Genomic DNA, 20,663 nt, shown 5'->3' with positions numbered 1-20,663 from the left:
ACGAGGCTTGGCATACCAACTCAGCAAAGGAATCGAGTAAGCCCGTAGTTAAGCAAATTGCACATAAATGACACGCCATCGTTCATTCTTGCAAAACGATGCGGAAGGATCTGCTTTGAGTCGTACGGTTCTCTCAATCTGACCTGTTTTGAACATGTGATTGCATTGCTCACAATAGCAAGGCGGCACCACCTGAAATTCAACAGTAGTTGAGGTTGCAGGAAATTACGGCACGCGCGATAAACGGCGCGAGAGAAGATATGTTGCGACGTCACGTCAAGAAGTGTAGGCGTACTAATCCTGCAAACTGTGAAGGTGTTGTACGGGCTTTAGGGATCGAACTCCAGGTAGGCGCATTATCCGTGAAATCATGCCTAAGTAGTTTCAATCACCAGTCCGCGTGACCTCGAATTATTCGGATTTCTTATACATTGGCGGGACGGGGTGAAAGGCGGAGAACTCGGGCTTTGGATTTCCCTCGCGAAGAATGACCAGATGGTTCGCAGGGAGATCAGCGTAGGTATCGGATGAGCCATCAGGCCAGCGGACTTCCACCTTGCCAGTGCGAGTCGCGTTGCCCAACCCAAAGTGAAGGCGCAACTCGTTCTGCGACAGATAACTGCCGCCACTGCGGACTTCGTCAATCATGCGGTGGTCTCCCACAGAAACCGTGACATGAGCACCGATCGCGAAAAGATTTGAGCCGCGAGCGACCAATTGCAAAGACAGTGAACGGTTGGAGGTAAGAGCGAAGTTTCGCAAGATCGTGGGGATGTCACCAGAGTTGTTGATGACAATGTCCATCTGGCCAGTATTGAAGAGATCACCGAAGGCAGCGCCGCGCGCACTGCGCTTGAGGAGAATGCCAGGTCCAGCGCGCAGGGAAACATCCTCGAAGGAACCATCGCGCTTATTACGATAGAGGATCTTGCGTTGGCGATACGACGAGCCATTCTGGTCGCGGTCAACTTCGGGATAGACATGGCCATTGGCGATGAAGATATCTGGCCAGCCATCGTTGTCGAAATCAATGAAGCCCGTGCCCCAGCCGACATATCGTGTATTCACTCCGATGCCTGAAGCAAAGGTCACATCATCGAAGGTACCGTTGCGGTGATTGTGATAGAGAGAGCTGGTGTCTTCTTCGAAGTTCGTCTTAACGATATCGAGAGAGCCATCGCAGTCATAGTCTCCGGCGCTTGCACCCATGCCGCTCTGCTCGCGCCCGTCTTCGTTGTAGGCGACACCGGCGAGACTACCAAGCTCCGTGAATGTGCCGTTGCGGTTGTTGTGATAAAGCTGCGAGGCGGTGGAGTCATTGGCGACATAGATGTCGGGCCACCCGTCATTATCGTAGTCAAGCACCAGCGGTGTGAAACCATAGTGTGTCTCAGCTCCGATTCCAGCCTTTAGGGTTACATCAGTAAATCTGCCGTCGCCATTGTTGCGATAGAGAATATTGACACTGCCCTTCAGTCCGCGAGGGCCGCACATCACGGGTTGTCCTTTCCATTTGCAACCCGCCTGATCACCTGGAGAATGGCTCGTAGCTTCTGCGTAATCCGTATAGTGGGCGACAAAGAGATCAAGCTTTCCGTCGCGATCGTAGTCGAGGAAAGCCGCGCCGGTGCTGTACATCGGGGATTCAGTCAGGAGGCCAGCTTCGCGAGTAACGTCGATAAAGGTGCCGTTCCCGCGATTGCGGTAAAGGACATTTTTCCCATAGTAAGTCACGAAAAGATCGAGGTTCCCGTCTCCGTCATAGTCGCCGACGCAGACTCCCTGGCCCCAACCAACATGAGTAAGACCGGCGGCAAGGGTTACATCAGTAAATGTGCCATCACGATTGTTGCGATAGAGGTGGCTTGTGGGTTCTTGCCCTTTCGGAAAGCCCTCAAGACGGGAGCCGTTAACCAGGAAAATGTCGAGCCAACCGTCGTTGTCGTAATCGAAGAGCGCGACACCACCGCCGGTGGTTTCGAGGATGAACTTCTTGGTGCTTTCACCGCCGATCACAGTCTTGGCTGTCAAGCCGGCGAGCGCGGCGATATCCCGATAATCGGCTACTGCCGGGCCTATCTTGGGCTCGGTGCCGGGGCCGAGATTGCCGGAAGACATTTGCAGCAGGCTTGAAGCCCTCGCAGGTCGGATTGCTGCACAGGAGCCAAGAAGCAAGCGAAGAAGGCTGCGGCGGGAAATGAGCGGGGTCATAGGCGACTATTGAGCCTTCGATGGCGCGGGCAGCGCGGCGTCGTGCGGCCCTGTGATGTTCAGCGAAGGAGCGAGGCCATCGACTGGCTCAGAAGATGGCGGTCCAAGAGTGCCCGGTTTGTCCTGAGCCCGCTTCAGGTCCTTGAACCTGGTATTCCATTCCTGGGCTTCTTGCGCGTCTCCACTTTGCATGTAGGTACGGGCCAGAAGATAGTAAGGATAAGGCATGGATGGATTCAACTGGATGGCTATTTCTAACTCATGAATAGCATCGACTAACTTGCCTGCTTTAGCGTATAGCTTGCCGAGTAAGTAGTGAGCGGATGGCGGCGGCGGTGTTGCGGCGGCAGCCTTTTCCGCGAAGGGAATGGCTTCCGCAATCTTGTTTTGTTTTTCAAGGGCAAGAGCGACGTCATATGCGAAGAGGCCGTTGGCAGGTTCTAAACGCAGGGCTTCGGCATAGGAGTCGCTGGCGCGACGATAGTCTCCGGCGCGGAAGTAACAGAAGCCGAGCACATTGTGGGCGAGGGCTATATGAGGATCGAGGGCAATCGCCTGCTCGATCATAGGACGGGCCGCGTCCGTCCCGTGCACGGAGGCTTGGGCGAGACCCAGCAGCAAAGTGGTCTGCGCGGTCAGCTTCGCGTAACGGGCGGCATCCTGGAGGAGCGCGAGCGCGGCGCCAGCCTGATTGGTTTGCAGCTGCCATTTGGCGAGAGCCTCATACGATGCAGATTGCCCAGGCATGAGTTGGATGGAGGTTTGAAGTTCCGCCGCTCCCTGCTTTTGAATTTCTGGCGAGGTATTTTGCAGCAGCAGGACGCCAAGGTGATAGTGGGCGAGCGCGTCTTTCGGATCGGTGGCGGCAGCAGCCCGAAACGCGCTCAAAGCATGTTCGGATTGATGTGAAGAGAGGTAAGCGAGGCCGAGAAGATAGGAGACTTGTGTGGATGTGTCCGCGCCTGTCTGCAAGACCTGGATTGCGGCGTCGGGCTGATTGTTGCCAAGATACGCTTTGGCAAGTAAGACTTTGCCGGGAAGCGAGGCAGAGAAGGTATCGCTGGCAGTGAGGATAGATACGGCTTGTGAGTAGGAGCCACTCTCGATGAGGTCAGAAGCGAGTAGGGCAGCCGTAGTGGGATCGAGGCTGGCTGGCTGGAGATTTGCAATCAATTGCGTCGCCCGGTCCTGCCGCGAGGTGTGGAAGTAGCAATCTGCAAGACGAGCAGTAGCCGCCGCGTCAGAAGGTTGTTTTTCGTGCACGATCTCGAAATGCTCACCAGCATCGGAATAACGTCGTGTCTGAGAAAGCAGAACAGCAAGGTTGTACTGCACCTCCAGGACAGACGGGTTGGTCTTCACAACGGTGGTGAGTTCGCGAATAGCGCCCTGCAAATCACCCAGCTCGACCAGGGTGTGAGCGTAATTGTAGCGAGCCGATAGCAGGGAAGGGTCGAGCCGGAGAGCGGACTGGAAGGACTTAGCCGCCTGGGCAAACTCTCTGAGCTGGTTTTGGGTAATGCCTAACCAGGCATATGTCTGAGCGGATTTCGGATTGAGCGTGCTGGCGGTTTCGAATTCTTTGAGGGCCCCGGAGTAGTCGCGGGCCCGCAGCAACGCGATTCCCTGGTTAACATGCGTTGACTCAGGAGTTTCAACCTGCGCATGAAGAGTAGACAGACAAAGGGCGAGACAGGCCACAACAAACAGAAGGAGGCTTCGTATTCTGTTTACAATCTTTGTCGTCTTCCGATGATGTCCGGAGCGCATTTTCGAATCCGTGCTGGCATGCCAAGCTATTTCCAGCGGCAGTTAAGCCAAGGGCTTTTAGATTAGTAACTTCATCTCTCCACCCTCGCGCAGTTTAAGGAATCTGTTGGTAGGGAGCTTGCGCCAGATATCGACGGTTCCACTGGGCCAGCTGACCTGTAGCAGATCCACGACGTGCGCTTCACCCAGGCCGAAATGGATACGCAGGTCATTCTGTGAGATATAGCTGCCGCCACTTCTGACCTCATCGATCTGTCGAAGACCACCCGCCTCACAGACGACGCGCGCGCCGATAGCGCTACGGTTGGACTTAACCCCCACAAGCTTCAGGTTAATCCAACGATTATGATTGGTCGTTTCGCAACGCAAAAGGGAAGGAGGCGAGTTCTGATTGTTGATAAGAATATCGACGGCGCCATCATTGTTGAAGTCCCCGAAGACGCAGCCGCGCCCCGTGGATGGAAAGGTGACAACCGAACCCAATTCGGCGGATACATCGTCAAACTTTCCGTTGCCGAGATTGCGATAGAGAACGCGCGGTTGACGATAGGTGACGTTGGCTTGGATGCGATTCAACTCCGGATAGACGTGGCCGTTGACATAGAAGATATCGGGGTGGCCGTCGTTGTCAGGGTCGAAGAAGCCGCAACCCCATCCCACGAGATTTCCATAGCGATGGACTCCGGCACTCTGACCGAGATCATTGAAGATTGCTTTGCCGGAATTGATGTAAAGGTTGGGAAACTCATCGGAAAAATTCATCTTCAGGATGTCGAGACACCCTTTGCCATCGATATCTGCAGCAGCGACACCCATGCCAGCCTGCTCCTGACCAGTTTCTCCATAGGCGACCCCGCGTAAGGCGCCTTCTTCCCGAAAAGTTCCGTCGTGATTGTTCAGAAAAAGAAGGCTGGGCGTCGTATCGCAGGAGACGTAGATGTCCGGCCAGCCGTCGTTGTCGAAGTCGCCTGTAAGCACACCCAGTCCGAAGCCGCCGATGGCGCGGTCGATTCCAGCTTTTGCAGTGACGTCAGCGAATGTCCCATCGCCGTTGTTGTGATAGAGGGAATTCTTTTCAACGATTAGGCCTTTGGGTCCGCAGTTGACCGCCAGACCGCGATAGACGCAGTAAGGGTTACTCCCGGGATCGAGTGCGGTCCGCAGGTCAAATTTGACGTAATGGGTGACGAAGAGATCGAGATGACCATCGCGATCATAGTCAACAAAGGCACTTCCGGTGCTCCAGCGAAAAGGGGCGCCTGCAACACCGGCGCGGTGAGTGACGTCAGTGAAGGTTCCGTCCCCATTGTTGTGGTAGAGGACGTCTTCGCCCCAGTAGGTCACGAAAAGGTCCTCGTAACCGTCGTTGTCGTAGTCGCCGATGCAGACACCTTGTCCCCAGCCAGCGCGACCGAGGCCTGCGCGGGCCGTGACATCCGTGAATGTTCCATCGCGATTGTTGCGGAAGAGGCGATTGGTAGGTACTTGACCCGCGGGAAAGCCTCCGAGCCGGGAACCGTTGACGAGGAATATATCGAGCCAGCCATCGTTGTCGTAGTCAAAAAATGCTGCACCTGAACCTGTCGTTTCGAGGATGTATTTTTTGCCGGTATCTCCGCCGCAAACGTGCAAGAAATCAACCCCTGCTTGACGCGTTACGTCTGTGAGGTGGTAATCCAGCATAGGCCGCGTGGAGACGGGCGACTGTATACCAGCCAACTTTGCAGCCCGGGCCACTGGCTCGCAGAGCCGCGCAAATACCAGCTCCGAACCGAGAAGCTTCAGGGCTGCTCTGCGGTCCAATTTCATAAGTTTTTATGCCGGCCGCCTCAATGGCACCATCAAGAAAAACCGGATGTAGTTCAATTCGATGTCTGTCCCATGCCGGCTTTTCCTGTGAGCAGGATGTTAAGTTTGTTGTCGAAATTGGTGTCGTGTTCCTGTTGTAACTGCTGAAAAAGAGCGAGTTCTTTGCCTGCATCGTCCATCTTGCCTTCGCCGCGGTAAGCGACCATCAGAGCATAGTGTGCCTTTGCGTTGCGGGGATCTAGTTGGACGGCGATCCCAGCTTCATGGCTGGACTGATGGGGATCGTGTTGCGCCATGAACATCTGCGCCAACGCGATGTGTGCTTCAGCAAGGGAAGAATCCAGTGCTACGGCGCGCTGCAGGTGTTGCGCTGCCTGCGGAAAGTCCTGACGGCGGCGGAAGAGTTCGCCGACGGCGTACTCCGCAGCGGCCGACTCAGGATCGATTGCAAGCTCGCGCTGGAATTCGGCGAGGGCCTTTGTCTCAGAATCAGGGGCGGCCAGTTGCACGAGGATCTGTCCTATGCGCAAATGAATGCCCGCTGCTCGCTCGTTTTCCTTGAGAGCGAGGGTGTATTCACGGATTGCCTGGTCCCCTTTGCCCTGCGCCTCGTAGACCTCACCGGCGAGCTGATGGACGCGATAGGACTCTGGGTGTTTTTGGATCAGTTCGCCCGCGGCCTTGTTCCAGAGACGCGAGTACAGGCCGGCGAGCTTATAGAGGACGTCCGGATCACCAGGGTATTGTGCCTTTAGGGGTTCGGCTAACTGGAGGGCGGTGGTCAGGTGCCCCGCCGCCAATTCGCAATCAAGAGCTGACAGTCCGGCCAAGCGGCGCAGGCGAAGGTCAGGCTGATCTTTCCATTGAAGCTCAAGTGCTGGCAAAGCTTGAACGCATTGTCCTAGCTCGGCTTGGGTAAGGGCGAGAAAGAGTTGAATGCGAGGTTGGGAAGGATCCAGCCCGAGCGCATTTTGGAGAGCTGCCGAGGCCTCCCTAAGATTCCCCGAGGCATACAGTGCTACTCCGAGGGCAGAGGATGCCTCCACGTTCTTGGGATCGATAGAAAGGATGGCGAGGTATTCCCGCTCCGCTCGAGAAAGGTCGTTGGCCTTGAGCGCGCTGGTTGCGGCATTTCGGTGCAGTTGAATCGCATCGTCGTTATTTTGCGCGGCAAGAGGAATCGCGGCGAATAGGAAGAGCCGTGGCAAGAAGGTGGTGCAAAACTTAGTATACTTTACCACATCGTAAGACCCTGGTAGTTGATTATATTCGCAGACCGCACCTGGGATCGTGATGCAATGCGATACAAATCCGAACCCAAAAGAAAGAAACGCTAGAGAGGGGCCTCTGTGAGACCCCTCTGTAGCAAAGACCTAGAACAAATACTTTAAAGCGAACTGAATGAATCGCGGATCGCGTGATGAAGTAAATTGGCCGAACGTGCCATCTCCAACGGTGTTGTCCGGGTTATAGAAATTGGGATGGTTGAACGTGTTGAAGAACTCAGTGCGAAACTCGATCTTGCCGAAGCGCTCGCTGATCGGAAATTCCTTGAAGAAAGAAGTGTCGAAATTCACAAGCCCCGGACCGGTGAGGAAGTTTCGTCCAGTGCTCCCGAAGGTGTTCGGAGCGGCGTTGATGAATGCGGCGGTATTGAAGTACTCACGACGGGAGCGGTTTGAGATGTTGGGTGATTCGCCGGGAACCAGGTCGGCAGTGTCATTGCCAATACCACGCGCAGCCCGATCCTGATTGCTGTTGATGGAATAAGGCGCACCGGTCTGAACGGTTGCAATGCCTTGAATGCTCCAGCCGTTTAGAAGAGCGTTCGTGAAGCCGTGAAATGCTTGAGCCTTAGGGATTTGCCAGATATAGGACGCCACGAAGCGATGCTTCACGTTCATGTCCGAGGGTCCGTAGCTCAGGGAGAAGTTTTCAGGATCACGCGGACCTGTGCCACCTTCGGCGCCGTAGGAAACAATATCAAGATACTTGGCGAAGACGTACGAAGCGAGGAAAGTCAATCCCCGCTGCATGCGACGATTGATCGTCACCTGCAACGAGTTGAAGTTTGACCACGCGGCGGGATCTTCCTCTTCGAAGTTTCCGAAACATGGGATGCCATTGCATGTGACATCGCTTAGCCGACGACGCGTGCCGTCCGGAGCGCCCAGGGCCGAGAGGTTGGCGCTCAAATTCTGCTCGGCGGTCAGGGCAGGATTGATGACGTAGCTTGATGCAAGGGCGTAGTTGTACTCCCTGGAGATGTACAGGTGAGTCCCGTGATTGCCGATATACGAGACAGATAGAGTATAGTCATCGTGGAACTGCTGCTGCACTGTGAAGTTCCATTCCTGGGTGTAGCCGTTGTTGTAGTTAGGTGCCAGTACATCTTCCGTCGAATATGTTGGCCAGAAGCCGCCAAAGCTGGGGCTGAAGGCTGCTCTCTGCTCAGGAGCGCGCGGAATGATGAACGGGTAGGGATTGACGAGACCTGTGTTTGTATAGACGCTGTCTCCGGTCAGGCTGGGTGCATAGTTGTTCGCCGGTGAACCGGGGTTATTGACGGCGCTATTAGCGTCAAAGGGCTGGGCGGTCGAGAAGCGGTTGTAGGCAATCAGCCGCGCCTGATCCCAGAAGAGGCCATAGGAGGCACTGACAGATGTCTTGCCTGCTTTGGTCGGATCCCAGTTGATTCCGATCCGTGGAGCGAAGTTCTTCCAACGCGTAGGGATGAGCTGACGCGAGCATCCGCTGTCACCTTTGCCAAGCGAACTTGATCCGACCGGTGGGCCAGGAAAGAGCAGTCCCGGAGGCGCAGTGGGATAGTACGTCGACTTTGCGGTAAAGGTAGGATCCCAGCAAATCTGATCGTTGTACTGGTCGACTGGCGGAAGGAACGGTTCCCATCGCAACCCGGCATCGATGGTCACATTGGGAAGGACTTTATAGTTGTCGGACGCGTAGAGATCAAAGGCGCCGTGACGAAGCTGGCTTATTACCTCGGTCTGTAAGTCAAAAGAATCGGGAAGGCCGAGCAGCAGGTCGGAGAGGGAGTTTCCGGTAAAGCTGCCATTGAAGCTGAAGTTAGGATCGGTGTAATAATCCTCGACACGATTCACGGATTCTTTGCGGTAGTCACCACCAAATGCCATGATGTGCTTACCGTTGACCCAACTCAGGTAGTCCGTGTATTGCCATGTCTGACGATTCTGGGTAAAAGTACCGTCGCCGCCTCCGTTGATCGATCCGCTGACGTTTGAGTAAATTTCGGTGAACCCTTTCGTGCCCTGCGAAGCCGGGCCACCGTAGCTCGCCCATCCAAGATTCTGAGACGGGCCGCGAGTGTGTGAGAGTCGCGTGAACCCAAAGACCGCCGTGTTGAGCAGGTTCGGTGAGAATGTGTGCGTGTAATCGATGGCGACGTTCTGATTCCGGAAGTTTTTGTAGTGCTTGCCGCCAGGAAAGTTGTCAAAGCCGAGACCTGTCGCCCGATCCTGGTTGAAGAAGTAGCGGGCGAAGACAGTGTTAGTTGGATTAAAGTTGTGATCGACCCGAACGGCAAACTGATTCTGGTTGTCATCGTCGAGGTTGGGAGCCGAGGGAGCCGCGAAGATATAAGTGGGAACGCCGTTGCTTGAAGCGTTCTGCCGTGGCAGTAACGCTTTGATGAAGTTGACGGCGGTAGGGTCTATGCGACTCGCAGGAATTACGTTTCCAGGAAAGGGTGAACCAGATGGATTGGCCACAGTGATGGTCCGTGGATCCGCTGGGCAAGGTATGCCCGGACCGCCGCAGTCGCTGAAATTGGCATCTCCGGCCGGGTTGAGATCGGGGCGTTCCAGATCAGTAAGAACCGTTCCGGTTGTTGTTGTTGTATCTTTTCGCTGACGAGTGCCCTGGTAATAACCGAAGATGAAGGTCTTATTTTTCTGAATTGGACCCCCAATCGTTCCTCCGAACTGGTTAAGCTTAAACGAGGGCTTCTTCGCTCCCGGGACATCGAAAAAGTTATGTGCGTTGAGCACGTCGTTGCGGAAAAACTCAAATGCATCGCCATGCCATTGATTCGTACCGGCCTTGGTGGCAGCGTTAACAATGCCGCCGGAACTCCTGCCATACTGCGCGGTAAAGTTGCTTGTCTGAATGTCGAACTCTTGGAGCGCATCCGGGGCAGGAAAGGTAGGCGCGACGGACAGGTAGCTATCGGTCATGTCCACGCCATCGAGCAGATAGTAGTTCGAACCAGGTCGGTTGCCGTTAACAACGACCCCCTCGTGCTGTCCCTGGCCATGGGCGACGTTGTCATTGTCATAGGACACACCGGGCATAATGTATTGCAACTGAAGGGAGTCGCGCCCATTGAGAGGTAGATCGACGATTCTTTCTTCATCAACCACGTGGCTGATCGTTGCATCCGTCAAATTGATAGCCGCGGCGGTACCATTAACTTCGACGGTCTCACCGACAGCGCCGACAAGCAACGAGACAGGAACGGTAACGTTCTGATCGACCTGAAGAATGATGCCCTTTTGCTCGAAAGTTCGGAAGCCATCCTTAGTGACACGCACCGTGTAGTTGCCGACCGGCAAGACGGGAAAGCTGAATTCACCAGCGTCGCCACTGCGCGCTGTCCTGGTTTCGTTTGTGCCTTCATTGATGATGGAAACGTTAGCGTCGGGTACCGCTGCGCCTGTGTTGTCTATGACAGTTCCTACAATTTTCCCAGTAGGCCCGGCAGCATGCGCAAAAGGTAGGTTGAAGAGTAAAAAGGCGATCAAGCCCAGAGCCGCGAGCCCTGTCCCTAGAAACGAACTTCGTGGAATACTACGATGTACATTCATCCTAACCCTCCCTGAAATTGACGACTCGTCCCTAGATCGTTTTAGGCGGTGGTCTAAATGAGTTGGCTAGCACTTAAAAGTTAATGTACGACCGCGTTCGGTAATCGTTTTCTCGAAGGGAATTTATCCGCTAACGAGAGCGACCTGTTTTCCGTGGTCGTTAACGCTATTCGTCCGAATACCTCCTGTCAAGCGAAATATGATCGCTGTTTGTTGGCTTGTGAACATGCGAGTGTCGCAACCATAGTCAACGACGACGCGCTCGGTGGACGCCTTGGCAATTGCATTGACATCCTTCCCAAAATTCAAGCAGGAACGATTTCTCGCTCCAAGGGACATCCAACGTTTTGATCTAGGAGACGTTTTGCTGTAATTGTTGTTTCTGTTTACGAGAGCCTGAGAAATCCCTTTTGAAGAAGTTTGAAGAGAGATCTCCTGGAACAAAATGACGGTAGTTAGCAAAAGGATCTGTAAAGATGACCAACATCGATCGCAGGACATTCTTGAAGGAAACCGGTGCTCTGGCCATCGGTCCGGTGGTCAGCGAACTGAATGGACTGGCCGAGGGCTCAGCAGAAACAAAACCACTGCCAGAGCCAGCGCGCACTGTAGCGCCCTTCGAATGGCGGGCCGAAGGTGTCATCTTTTCTTTTGAATTTCTGGACAACCGGCTACGGATCAAGTCGATCTTGCCTGCGGGAGTTGCTGCTGTGGATGGAATTCCAGCGCCCACAAGCAGTTCAGGTGTGGAAGTAGCGATTCACTGTACGGGAGAAAATGCCGACGATCATCATGGGACGAAATTTACGGGAGGCATGCCTGGCGGACGCCTCGTCTATTCCGGCAAAGAGGAGAGCGCTATCGCAACAGGAAAGCGCATGGTGCTTACTCAAATCGATCCGGTATTGGGTCTCAAAGTTGAGTCAATCTACGAGTCGTTCCACGATATTCCGGTCCTCCGTCGTTCTACTCGGGTCACGAACCTCGGGCAGCGGGAGGTTGGTATTGAATATCTGAGTTCAGCCATGCTTCACAACTTGGCTATGCCACGCGGGTACGAGCAGGAACTGCTCGTACATTTCGCTTTCAACTCATGGCAAGCCGAAGGGCAGTGGCACGCGCTTAAACCGTCGGAGGCAGGATTCCTCGACAACGGCAACTTCACTCTTTCCGCGGCCTCTTTCAATAGTCTCGGAACATGGTCAACCCAAAAGTATCTGCCCATGGGCCTGGTCGAGAATAAAAGGCTGGGTGTGACTTGGTTCTGGCAGATCGAACACAATGGCTCGTGGCACTGGGAACTTTCTGATACTTCAGCAAAGGCGGTGTATGCCTATCTCGGTGGACCGGATGCGCAGCACTCACAAGCGTGGAAGAGCCTTCGACCGGGAACAATATATGAAACAGTTCCTATAGGGCTCGGATGCGTGCAAGGCGGCGTGGAGCAAGCCATAGAGGCGCTGACCGAATACAGGAGGGCCGCCTGCATACATCCTCACAGCAAGAATCGTCAATGCGCCGTCATCTTCAACGACTACATGAATTGTCTCGAAGGCGATCCGACCACGGAAAAAGAACTGCCGCTCATTGACGCTGCTGCTGAAGCGGGCTGCGAATATTTTGTGATCGATGCCGGCTGGTACGCCGAGTTGAATGAAGATTGGTGGGGTTCGGTTGGATTGTGGCAACCATCCAAAACACGCTGGGCTCCGGGAGGACTGAAATATGTGCTCGACCGCATCCGATCGAAAGGCATGATCCCGGGGCTGTGGCTGGAGCCCGAAGTGATAGGAATCCAGTCACCCTTGAAGAACAAGCCGGATTCCTGGTTTTTCATGCGCCATGGTCGAAGGGTGATTGATCATTCGCGATTCCTGCTCGATATGCGTAATCCGGATGTACGCGCCTACCTCGACTCTGTCGTGGATCGAATGGTCGGGGAATATGGCGTCGGATACATCAAAATGGACTATAACGTCGATGGGCTTGAGGGCACCGAGTTGCTCGCAGATAGCTTTGGTCAAGGATTGCTTGAAAGCAATCGCGCGCTGTTGTCGTGGCACGATGGCATCTTGAATCGCCACCATGACCTTGTGATCGAGAACTGCGGCAGCGGTGGGGGCCGCATGGAATATGCAATGCTTTCGCATTTGCAATTGCAATCTTCCAGCGATCAAGAGGACTACCGGAAATATCCGGCCATCGTCGTGGGCGCCACGGCTGGCGTGGTCCCCGAGCAACTTGCAACCTGGTCCTACCCGAAGGCGGCCGACGGTCCCGATGCCGCCAGTTTCAATATGGTGAATGCAATGCTCTGTCGCATCCATCAGAGCGGTGAGTTAGCAAGGCTATCGGACGACAGCATGGCTCAGGTGAAGACAGGCATCCATATCTACAAAGAAAATATTCGCCCACACATACCTAACTCATCGCCGTTTTATCCGTTGGGCTTCACAGACATTACCGACGACCGATCACCCATCGCACTCGGAATGCGTTCATCGGAGCGCACGTTTGTTGCTATCTGGAGACTGAACGGCGAAGAACGGGTGCATGTGCCGAAGCTGCCTGGCGATCTGCGCATTCTGTATCCCGCAGACCTTGGAATACGGCCAGAGCGGGAAGCGGACGGCTGGACTCTCATTTTCCCCAGGACATACATGGCGTGCATTCTTGCTTCATAGCAACAGGTGCTGGCGGTCTTAGCTTCCTCGCAATAGCTCCCGCACTCCGAGTACTGCTTGAAGAAATAGGTAACGAATGAAAAACTTCAGTCGACCGCATACAGCGCCGAAGCATGCGGAGCCAATACCACCTGCAGTGTCGCAGCCGAGCCCAGGTCCTTTTTCTGCCAAAGGTCACGCACCTTATAGCTTGACCCGCTGAGTCCCAACTGTTTCCATCCGTACGATAACGTCTGCTGGCTCTCGCCAATGTTGAACAATGCTACGTAACGCTTTCCCGCTGCGCCTTTTGCCGTCCAGACTACCGCAGTCTCCGTCTGGATCGTCGGTTTGTTTTCCGACGAATGCTGATCGACCACAATTACCTCGGTATTCGTGAGCAGCGATTCGGTGAGTTCGTCCATCTGCGTCAGGTTCGCGCCCAGAATGAGCGGTGAGCGCGCAATCGACCACAGAGTAATCAGTGTGCGCGCTTCATCCGTGCTAAAACGAGAGTGGCGCGGCTCACCCCATCCCGGTATTGGCCCTAAATAGCCGAGCGGCAGCATGTCGGCGTCCGGCCAGTGGCCGGTTTCCACGTGCGGAGACCACTGGGCCAGCTTTCCAAACTGGCGCGTTAAAGATTGGGGGAAATCTTGCGTATCGCTCTCAGGTTTCTTCCAAACATCCCAGAAATCGTCTGAGATACGCCATAGCTGTGCATATTTGCGCACATCGCCCGCCTGTGTAATAGGCGTAGGCCCGGGCGATAAGCTGAAAACGATGGGCCTTCCGCTTTCTTTGAGCGCAGCGCTCATCATGTGAATCTCATTGGCATTGTAGGGTTGCGAGATGCAGTCCACTTTAATGAAATCCAGCCCCCAACCTGCATAGAGTTTAGCGAGCGAATTGTAATAGGCTTGCCCCGCAGCATTGGGCTTCAACCCATAATTGTCAGGATTCCAACTGCACAGGTCGGAAGTATCGGCAGCATCGGCCGCATGGAACTGCGACCCGGCAATCGGAAGGTTTTTTTCGACTGCTTTCTTCGGGATGCCGCGAATGATATGAATCCCGAACTTCAGCCCCAGTGAATGCACGTAGTCGGCAACTGTTTTCAACCCCTCCCCATTCGCGCTGGAAGGAAAACGATTGGGCGCTGGAAGATAGCGGCCATTGCTATCCATGGTGTATCCCTGACCCGCGCCTTTCGTAGATGCATTCTCCGGATGCTGCAGGTACCAGCCCTCGTCGATCACCACATACTGCCATCCATACTGCTTCAGGTGCTGGTTGAACCACTGTACGTTTGCCCGGAATTGATCTTCCGTGATCGTCAATCCATAGGAATCCCAGCTGTTCCATCCCAGAGGAGGCGATGACGCCAGTATCGGGGAGCTACTCTGCGCATTGAGCGCGAAGGCCGCAAGAAACACTGAGCCGAGTACGCAACTTCGAAACGATGTCTTCATCTGTATTCTCCAGAGAACGTTTTCCGTGCCGCGCAACAAGTGTAGCTCAAAGCCTGTTCCATCGCCCGCGCGACAAATCGTTAGCCAGACACTCCGCTGTTGAGCCCGGATTCAAGAGTCTATTCCTTGAGGATGAAGGACTGCCCTCAGAGTTTGAGGCCTACATGAGCGATATTATTGTTGTGGGAAGTCTATCTTGGAGCACAGTGATGAAAGTCTCTTTGCCGCTCTAGAAAGAACCCTTAAGCTCCTATTTGGAATCTATGGTGAGCGAGGATTACTAGTTCTGCCAAGAGTCTTCGATTTGCTCGAGAGTCTTGGCCCTTGTTTCCGGAACCCATTTGACAACTAGAAAAAGGCCCGCGACACATATATTCGCGTAAATCCAGAATACCTTGGCGGCGCCGAGATTTCGGTTCAACAGGGGAAACGTATAGGTAAGAAGGAAGCAGGCAGTCCACAGGCAAGTTACCGCAATAGACATGGCAACGCCGCGAACTCGATTCGGAAAGAGTTCCGAGAGAAGTACCCAGGTGACTGGGGCAAGCGTCGTCGAATAACAGGCTATGGCGGATACGACAAGAAGAAGCACCCAAATGCCATGGCTGTGGCTGTAATACGCATATCCCAGGCAGAGATAGATCAATGCCAGACCTCCGCATCCCCCCAACATCAGAGGGCGTCTTCCCTGACGGTCAACCGTTGCGATCGCCACAACGGTAAACAGGAACATGACAAGACCCGTAATAACGATGTTTAGAAATAGGCTCGAGAGCGTATACCCTGCAGCTGCAAACACCTCCTGAGCATAGTTCAGGATGACATTGATGCCGCACCACTGTTGCAATATGGCAAGGGCAGCACCGATAAGTAATGGACGTCGGATCTCGGGCTCGAAGAACTCCGATATTCGCATCCGCTCAAGCCGCGGAGATTGGCTCGCCGCGATCTCACCGCTAATCTCAAGGCTGTAGACCGCCCCTCCGATACGCTCAAGAATTTTGCGCGCCCTGGCAGCGTTGCCAGATGCTATCAGCCATCGTGGACTTTCGGGTACAAGCAGTATTCCCAAGAAAAACAGAGTCGCTGGAATGGCGGTGACGCCAAACATCCATCTCCAGCCATGCTGTCCATTCCAGGATTGCAAGATTTCGAGATTCGCCGCATGAAGTGGAACCGGTTTCGCGATGACCCAGTTAACCACCTGCGCAAGCAAGATGCCGAAAACAATCGTTAGCTGGTTCAGAGAAACGAGTCGGCCGCGCACATCGGCAGGCGCAATCTCAGCAATATACATCGGCGACAGACTTGATGCCAGCCCAATCGCCAGGCCACCAGCCATGCGCCAGAGGACAAACTCTTCGAACGTGTTAGAACCCGCAGTACCGAGCGAGGTCAATCCGAAGACGACAGCAACCAGAATGAGTATGCGCTTACGGCCGAATCGATCGCTCAGAAAGCCGGAAATGACAGCTCCTAGTAAGCAACCGACCAGGGCACAACTCATCGCCCAGCCTTGTTGTGCAGGCGAGCTGAGCTGAAAATAGCGCTCGTAGAAAGGTTTTGCTCCACCAATGACAACCCAGTCGTAACCGAATAGCAGACCGCCGAAAGCCGCGATGACTGAAATCGCCCACAAGTAAGCTCTATTTACTTGAGCGGTATGAGAAGAGATGTCGGGAGTTTCGTTGCCAGTTACTATCATTTCTTCACCTGGATTCCGCAACGATCGTTTCGGCATTGGAGAAGCACTCGCGTGCAATGCCAACCAAAAGTTTGGATTCTTCCCATCGGTCGGATTCCTCATGTCCCGAGAAAGTTCGAGCGTAGAAAATATCGGCGGCCAGCAACTCCGTAGCAAAGCAGATGGAGGATTGGTTTGGGCTGCGATGGTTCGTTTTGTTCTGTAGAAAGCTGACGAAAACCTCCGTCCAGAGTGTCCGAAAATGTTCAATATAGGGTCGCCCGCTTGAGGCGTCGCCGACTGGAACTTGCATTGATCCAGGATTTCCAATTCGTCCGTGGATGAAACGACCTCGTTCGATGATTGGTCGAATGAACTCGACCTTCTTTTCAAAACCCCCATAGACCATCTCGAGGCCGGTATACCAATGCGAGAAATCACAATTGAATTCAAGAGTGGGGAAACGTCGAATGAAAGCCACCGTGCGCCACATGTCCTGAAATATAGTCGCGCGGTGGGTTTCGGGATAAAGAGGGATCTGATACCGGATGGATGCGCTGAGCACTGCAGCGATCAAGCTGCCCGCTGCATCATCATCTTCCAGACCCCAACCGACGTGGAGGGTGAGGCACTCGAGTCCGGCCGCTTGGGCCTCTCTGGCAAGGACTTCGGCGTCCAGGGGTTCATTTACGCGACCACTTCCGCAACACCTAGACCCAGGCTTCGCGCCTGCTCTACCAGTTGCCGGGATAGCGGCTCAACAAATTGCACACCGTCATATCCAGCCGCCCGAATCGCCTCCAAAGGGGCGCCTGAAAACGGTGGCAATCCATTCAAGGCCAGCCAGTTAAAGTAGCAGCGTAGGCGTGGCGAATTGGAGTCAGCCATTATTTTTGTAAGGTCACGGCGCTTTTATCGTCTTCGGGCTTCAACCAATCTGCGTCTCCCTGAGAATCCGTGAACCTCTTTAGGCCCGCCTGAAGGATCAACTCGTCAGGGACCTTTTTCAGAGGAGTGTACCGCGGATGATGCGATTCCTTATAAGGATCGTTTCGCGCTGCGTTATAACAGCAGATCATCGACCAGCGAGGATGATCAGAGCGATTCTGATCGGAACGGTGCAACAAATTTGCATGGAAGAATAGTGTGTCGCCTGGATCCATCTCGACATAGACGAGCTCCAATCTCTCCAGGATTTTCTCTACTCTTGCCGGATCTGCTCCAGCCTGGTCTCCACTGAGCACGTGATCAATGCGCCCGAGATTGTGTGAACCTCGGATGACCTGCAGGCACCCGTTCTCTTGAGTCGCTTTATCAATCGCAATAAACGCGCTGGTTAGAAGCGGAAACAGAACACCATTCTGGTACCAGTATCCGTAGTCCTGATGCCAGGTCCAGGCTCCGCCAACCTTGGCATCCTTCATGATCATCTTCGAGTGGTAGTGATATACCTCACCGCCTAGCAATTTTTCTGCGCATGAGACGATCGATTCACTTCGGGCTACCATGCCATAAATCGTGTCGGTTGGATGGTTCCATAAAGAGAGGCGCACAGTTCCACCTTCGCCATCCGCTCGGCCGTAAGCATGCTCATCGAGTGCGCGATCCTCACGCGCAGCTCGCCCGAGCAAATCAATCTGTTGCGCATTCAACATTCCTCGTATGAGGAGAAATCCATCTGTTTCATATTGTCGAAGTTCGTTGTTGCCGATAACACTGTAGCTCATTTCACCTCCCTCTTTCCCTGACATGATGTTTGAAGCGACAGATCAAAGTTCCCTGTACGTGTACGATTACGGAGCCTACGCAGCATTTCCCGCCATAGTCAAGCATCCGTCGAGTTGAGCGCCTATTGGAATTTAGGAGAAACCCCTGAAAAATTGAGCGTGCGCTGCGGCACAAATAGGTTCCTCCGCCGTCCCAATGCAGATATACTGCCTCCAGCTTAGGAAAACGTTATCCTCGGAGCGTGCCCAATGCTTCGATTAATGCCGCTGTGGCTGCTTTGTTTATTGTCAATAACGTCGTGGGCCGGCGAGGTAAGCCATGACTCGTTGAAACAAATCTGGACTCTTCGATCGGGTGCAAATGAATATTCTTTGTCGACGCGCGATAGAATTCTGTCTCTGTATGCCTTTGCCCCATTGAATAAATTAGAGACATTCAAAAGCAGCCACCCTGGCGGTAAGCCGATCTATTTTGATCTGTCAGGTCTGGCGGAGAACGAGCCGCTCAGTGCGGATGCATTCGAAATCGTGAGTACCGAAGCGACTACAGAGCAGCATGACATCGGAGTACTGACCGTGAAGTTACACCATCGCCTGTTGCCCTTGGAAGTAATTCTCAAATACAAAGCATGGGGTGATACCGGCGTCTTTACCCGTGATATGACTTTCGTTAACCGCGGACAGAAGCCGCTTTCGCTGGCGAGTACGCCGTCGCTCAGTTTAACGCTCCCAGGTGGTGAATATACGCTTCGCTATCTCTATGGCGGTTGGGGAGAGGAGCGCCAGTTGGCCGAACGCAAAGTGGAGGCCGGTAGCTTCACGATTCACTCTGTAAAGGGTCGTTCGACGAACGGCTTTGCTCCTTGGCTTTCTCTCCGCAATGAAGATACGCAAACCGAATACCTTGCCGAGTTGGCATGGTCTGGCAACTGGGATATGAGCGTATCGCGAGAGCCAAACTCCTGGCCTGGAGCGCTACGTGAGCGAGGCGTTGATGTGATGATGGCCGTTCACTTCGATTTCGGCGGAGCCTATCAGATCAGCTCCGGAACAGAGTTTGTCGTGCCAAGAATCGCCTTCACTGTTTCCAGTGGCGACATGGATGACGCTGCCAATGAAATGCACCGGTATCAGCGACAGTTCGTCTTTCCACACACTCAAGTCAATCACCCCCTGCTGGTTCAGTTCAACTCCTGGTATCCATACCAGGGAAAGATAACAATCGAGGATACGAAGAGACTGGCCGACCAGGCCGCGGCGCTCGGAGCAGAGGTGTTTGTGCAGGACGCGGGATGGTACAACCAGGTGGACTGGAGCGAAGAACTGGGCGATTATCAGGCAGATCCAAAGGCATTTCCTCATGGCCTTGAGGAGCTGGCGAATTACGTTCGCAATAATGGAATGAAATTCGGTCTCTGGGTGGAGATCGAGAACGCGGGTATTCAGTCGAGGTTATTCCACGAGCACTCGGGTTGGTGTCTCTCGTACAACGGCAAACCCCTGATATTCTCGGACCGCTGTCAGCTCGATTTCAGCAATGCGGAGGTACGTGCATGGGCTACGGCGACAGTGGATCGTTTGGTTCAGCAGTATGGATTGAGCTGGATAAAAATCGACTACAACATCGATATCGGTGACCGCTTCGATCCACATGGAGATGAAGGGCTTGGCGGAGTTCTCTATCAACACATCATCCACTACTACCGCTGGTTGGATGAAATCCGCGTGAAGCATCCTGATCTCACTATCGAGAATTGCGCAAGCGGAGGTTTGCGGTTTGACACAGGGATTCTGGCTCACGTGCACACCAACTGGCTTTCCGACAATGTAGATCCGATCGCTTCGTTGGCGCTGGGGTACGGGTGCAGCCTCCAATTTTCTCCCGAAGTTTGCAACCACTGGATGGTTGGCGATACAGATCAGGGTGCGGTCGATGTATCGAAGCCGGAAGGTTGGTGGAGTTTCCTGTTTCGCGTACCGATGAACGGTCAGTTTGGGTTTTCAAGTCGTGTCTTCCAATGGTCTCCCGCCTTGCAAGAGGATGCCCATTCGAATATCGCTTTGTACAAAAATGTTAGAGAGATCATTGCAGGAGCCGATGTGTATCACCTGACCCCTCAGCCCAAGCTGATACGCCCCACGGGTTGGATGGCGCTCCAATATGTGAACGATGATGGAAAGATGAGCGTTGTGGCCGCCTACAGGTTGCAGGATGATCTCGGCGAACAGGTATTTCGTCTTCGCGGTTTGGACGCAAAGCGCAGCTATGAAGTCACACGTGACGGCCACAGCGTCGGATATGTGACCGGCGCAGATCTGATGAAGATCGGACTGACCATTCGGCTCGACGAACCATGGCGAGCTAGCATAGTCGAGCTGCGAGGTCAGTAACCACACGGTCCAGCTCCTCTCCCGACAGGCGCAGATCGATTCGACCAGCGCAGTTAAGCAGGGGGGAACAAGCCTCTACGCTCAGCTGGCGC

The 20,663-nt window shown here is 54.0% G+C and carries 11 protein-coding genes; 2 read left to right on the top strand and 9 right to left on the bottom strand.

The genetic code is table 11. From position 1 onward, the window contains the following. Positions 1-411: 411 nt before the first annotated feature. From H7849_RS08800 to H7849_RS08780, 5 genes are all read right to left on the bottom strand, one after another. Complete coding sequence (locus H7849_RS08800) at positions 412-2,118, bottom strand: CRTAC1 family protein (RefSeq protein ID WP_186745786.1); 1,707 nt, start codon at positions 2,116-2,118, stop codon at positions 412-414. Between the two features lie 99 nt (positions 2,119-2,217). Then, positions 2,218-3,981 carry a tetratricopeptide repeat protein gene (locus H7849_RS08795; protein ID WP_285288940.1) on the bottom strand — a complete coding sequence of 588 codons (1,764 nt, stop codon included), beginning with the start codon at positions 3,979-3,981 and terminating at the stop codon, positions 2,218-2,220. Between the two features lie 57 nt (positions 3,982-4,038). Next, positions 4,039-5,790 carry a CRTAC1 family protein gene (locus H7849_RS08790; RefSeq protein ID WP_186745782.1) on the bottom strand — a complete coding sequence of 584 codons (1,752 nt, stop codon included), beginning with the start codon at positions 5,788-5,790 and terminating at the stop codon, positions 4,039-4,041. 53 nt (positions 5,791-5,843) lie between these two features. Beyond that, positions 5,844-7,031: a tetratricopeptide repeat protein gene (locus tag H7849_RS08785; RefSeq protein WP_186745780.1), complete on the bottom strand. Its 1,188-nt coding sequence runs from the start codon at positions 7,029-7,031 to the stop codon at positions 5,844-5,846. A gap of 132 nt (positions 7,032-7,163) precedes the next feature. Further along, positions 7,164-10,634 (bottom strand): TonB-dependent receptor, encoded by a 3,471-nt coding sequence (locus H7849_RS08780; RefSeq protein ID WP_186745778.1) that lies wholly within the window; start codon positions 10,632-10,634, stop codon positions 7,164-7,166. 476 nt (positions 10,635-11,110) lie between these two features. On the opposite strand from H7849_RS08780, the gene H7849_RS08775 reads away from it, so the two are divergent. Next, the gene (locus tag H7849_RS08775) at positions 11,111-13,318 is read left to right on the top strand and encodes an alpha-galactosidase (protein ID WP_186745776.1); all 2,208 of its coding nucleotides are present in this window, start codon (positions 11,111-11,113) and stop codon (positions 13,316-13,318) included. An 86-nt stretch (positions 13,319-13,404) separates the two neighbouring features. On the opposite strand, the gene H7849_RS08770 is transcribed toward H7849_RS08775, so the two are convergent. The 4 genes from H7849_RS08770 to H7849_RS08755 form a co-directional block, all read right to left on the bottom strand. Then, positions 13,405-14,769: a glycoside hydrolase family 27 protein gene (locus tag H7849_RS08770; protein WP_186745774.1), complete on the bottom strand. Its 1,365-nt coding sequence runs from the start codon at positions 14,767-14,769 to the stop codon at positions 13,405-13,407. A 280-nt stretch (positions 14,770-15,049) separates the two neighbouring features. After that, positions 15,050-16,474: a sugar porter family MFS transporter gene (locus tag H7849_RS08765; protein WP_186745773.1), complete on the bottom strand. Its 1,425-nt coding sequence runs from the start codon at positions 16,472-16,474 to the stop codon at positions 15,050-15,052. Between the two features lie 666 nt (positions 16,475-17,140). Then, positions 17,141-17,341 (bottom strand): hypothetical protein, encoded by a 201-nt coding sequence (locus tag H7849_RS08760; protein ID WP_186745771.1) that lies wholly within the window; start codon positions 17,339-17,341, stop codon positions 17,141-17,143. Next, positions 17,341-18,180: a phytanoyl-CoA dioxygenase family protein gene (locus tag H7849_RS08755; RefSeq protein WP_186745769.1), complete on the bottom strand. Its 840-nt coding sequence runs from the start codon at positions 18,178-18,180 to the stop codon at positions 17,341-17,343. The genes H7849_RS08760 and H7849_RS08755 overlap by 1 nt, the downstream gene beginning before the upstream one ends. 372 nt (positions 18,181-18,552) lie before the next feature. Between H7849_RS08755 and H7849_RS08750 the strand changes: the two genes are divergently transcribed. After that, positions 18,553-20,571, top strand: a complete 2,019-nt coding sequence (locus H7849_RS08750; protein WP_186745768.1) for an alpha-galactosidase — start codon at positions 18,553-18,555, stop codon at positions 20,569-20,571. Positions 20,572-20,663 lie beyond the last annotated feature (92 nt).

This window comes from Alloacidobacterium dinghuense (assembly GCF_014274465.1).
In the GTDB taxonomy this organism is placed as follows: Bacteria; Acidobacteriota; Terriglobia; order Terriglobales; family Acidobacteriaceae; genus Alloacidobacterium; species Alloacidobacterium dinghuense.
The sequence above is the reverse complement of the archived record's forward strand: the minus strand, read 5'-3'. Positions and strand labels throughout refer to the sequence as shown.

Coding starts and splice junctions, on each gene's coding strand:
- H7849_RS08800 (WP_186745786.1), bottom strand. CDS start 2,118: ATGTCTTCCGGCAATCTCGGCCCCGGCACCGAGCCCAAGATAGGCCCG.
- H7849_RS08795 (WP_285288940.1), bottom strand. CDS start 3,981: ATGCGCTCCGGACATCATCGGAAGACGACAAAGATTGTAAACAGAATA.
- H7849_RS08790 (WP_186745782.1), bottom strand. CDS start 5,790: ATGAAATTGGACCGCAGAGCAGCCCTGAAGCTTCTCGGTTCGGAGCTG.
- H7849_RS08780 (WP_186745778.1), bottom strand. CDS start 10,634: ATGAATGTACATCGTAGTATTCCACGAAGTTCGTTTCTAGGGACAGGG.
- H7849_RS08775 (WP_186745776.1), top strand. CDS start 11,111: ATGACCAACATCGATCGCAGGACATTCTTGAAGGAAACCGGTGCTCTG.
- H7849_RS08770 (WP_186745774.1), bottom strand. CDS start 14,769: ATGAAGACATCGTTTCGAAGTTGCGTACTCGGCTCAGTGTTTCTTGCG.
- H7849_RS08765 (WP_186745773.1), bottom strand. CDS start 16,474: ATGATAGTAACTGGCAACGAAACTCCCGACATCTCTTCTCATACCGCT.
- H7849_RS08760 (WP_186745771.1), bottom strand. CDS start 17,341: ATGGCTGACTCCAATTCGCCACGCCTACGCTGCTACTTTAACTGGCTG.
- H7849_RS08755 (WP_186745769.1), bottom strand. CDS start 18,180: ATGAGCTACAGTGTTATCGGCAACAACGAACTTCGACAATATGAAACA.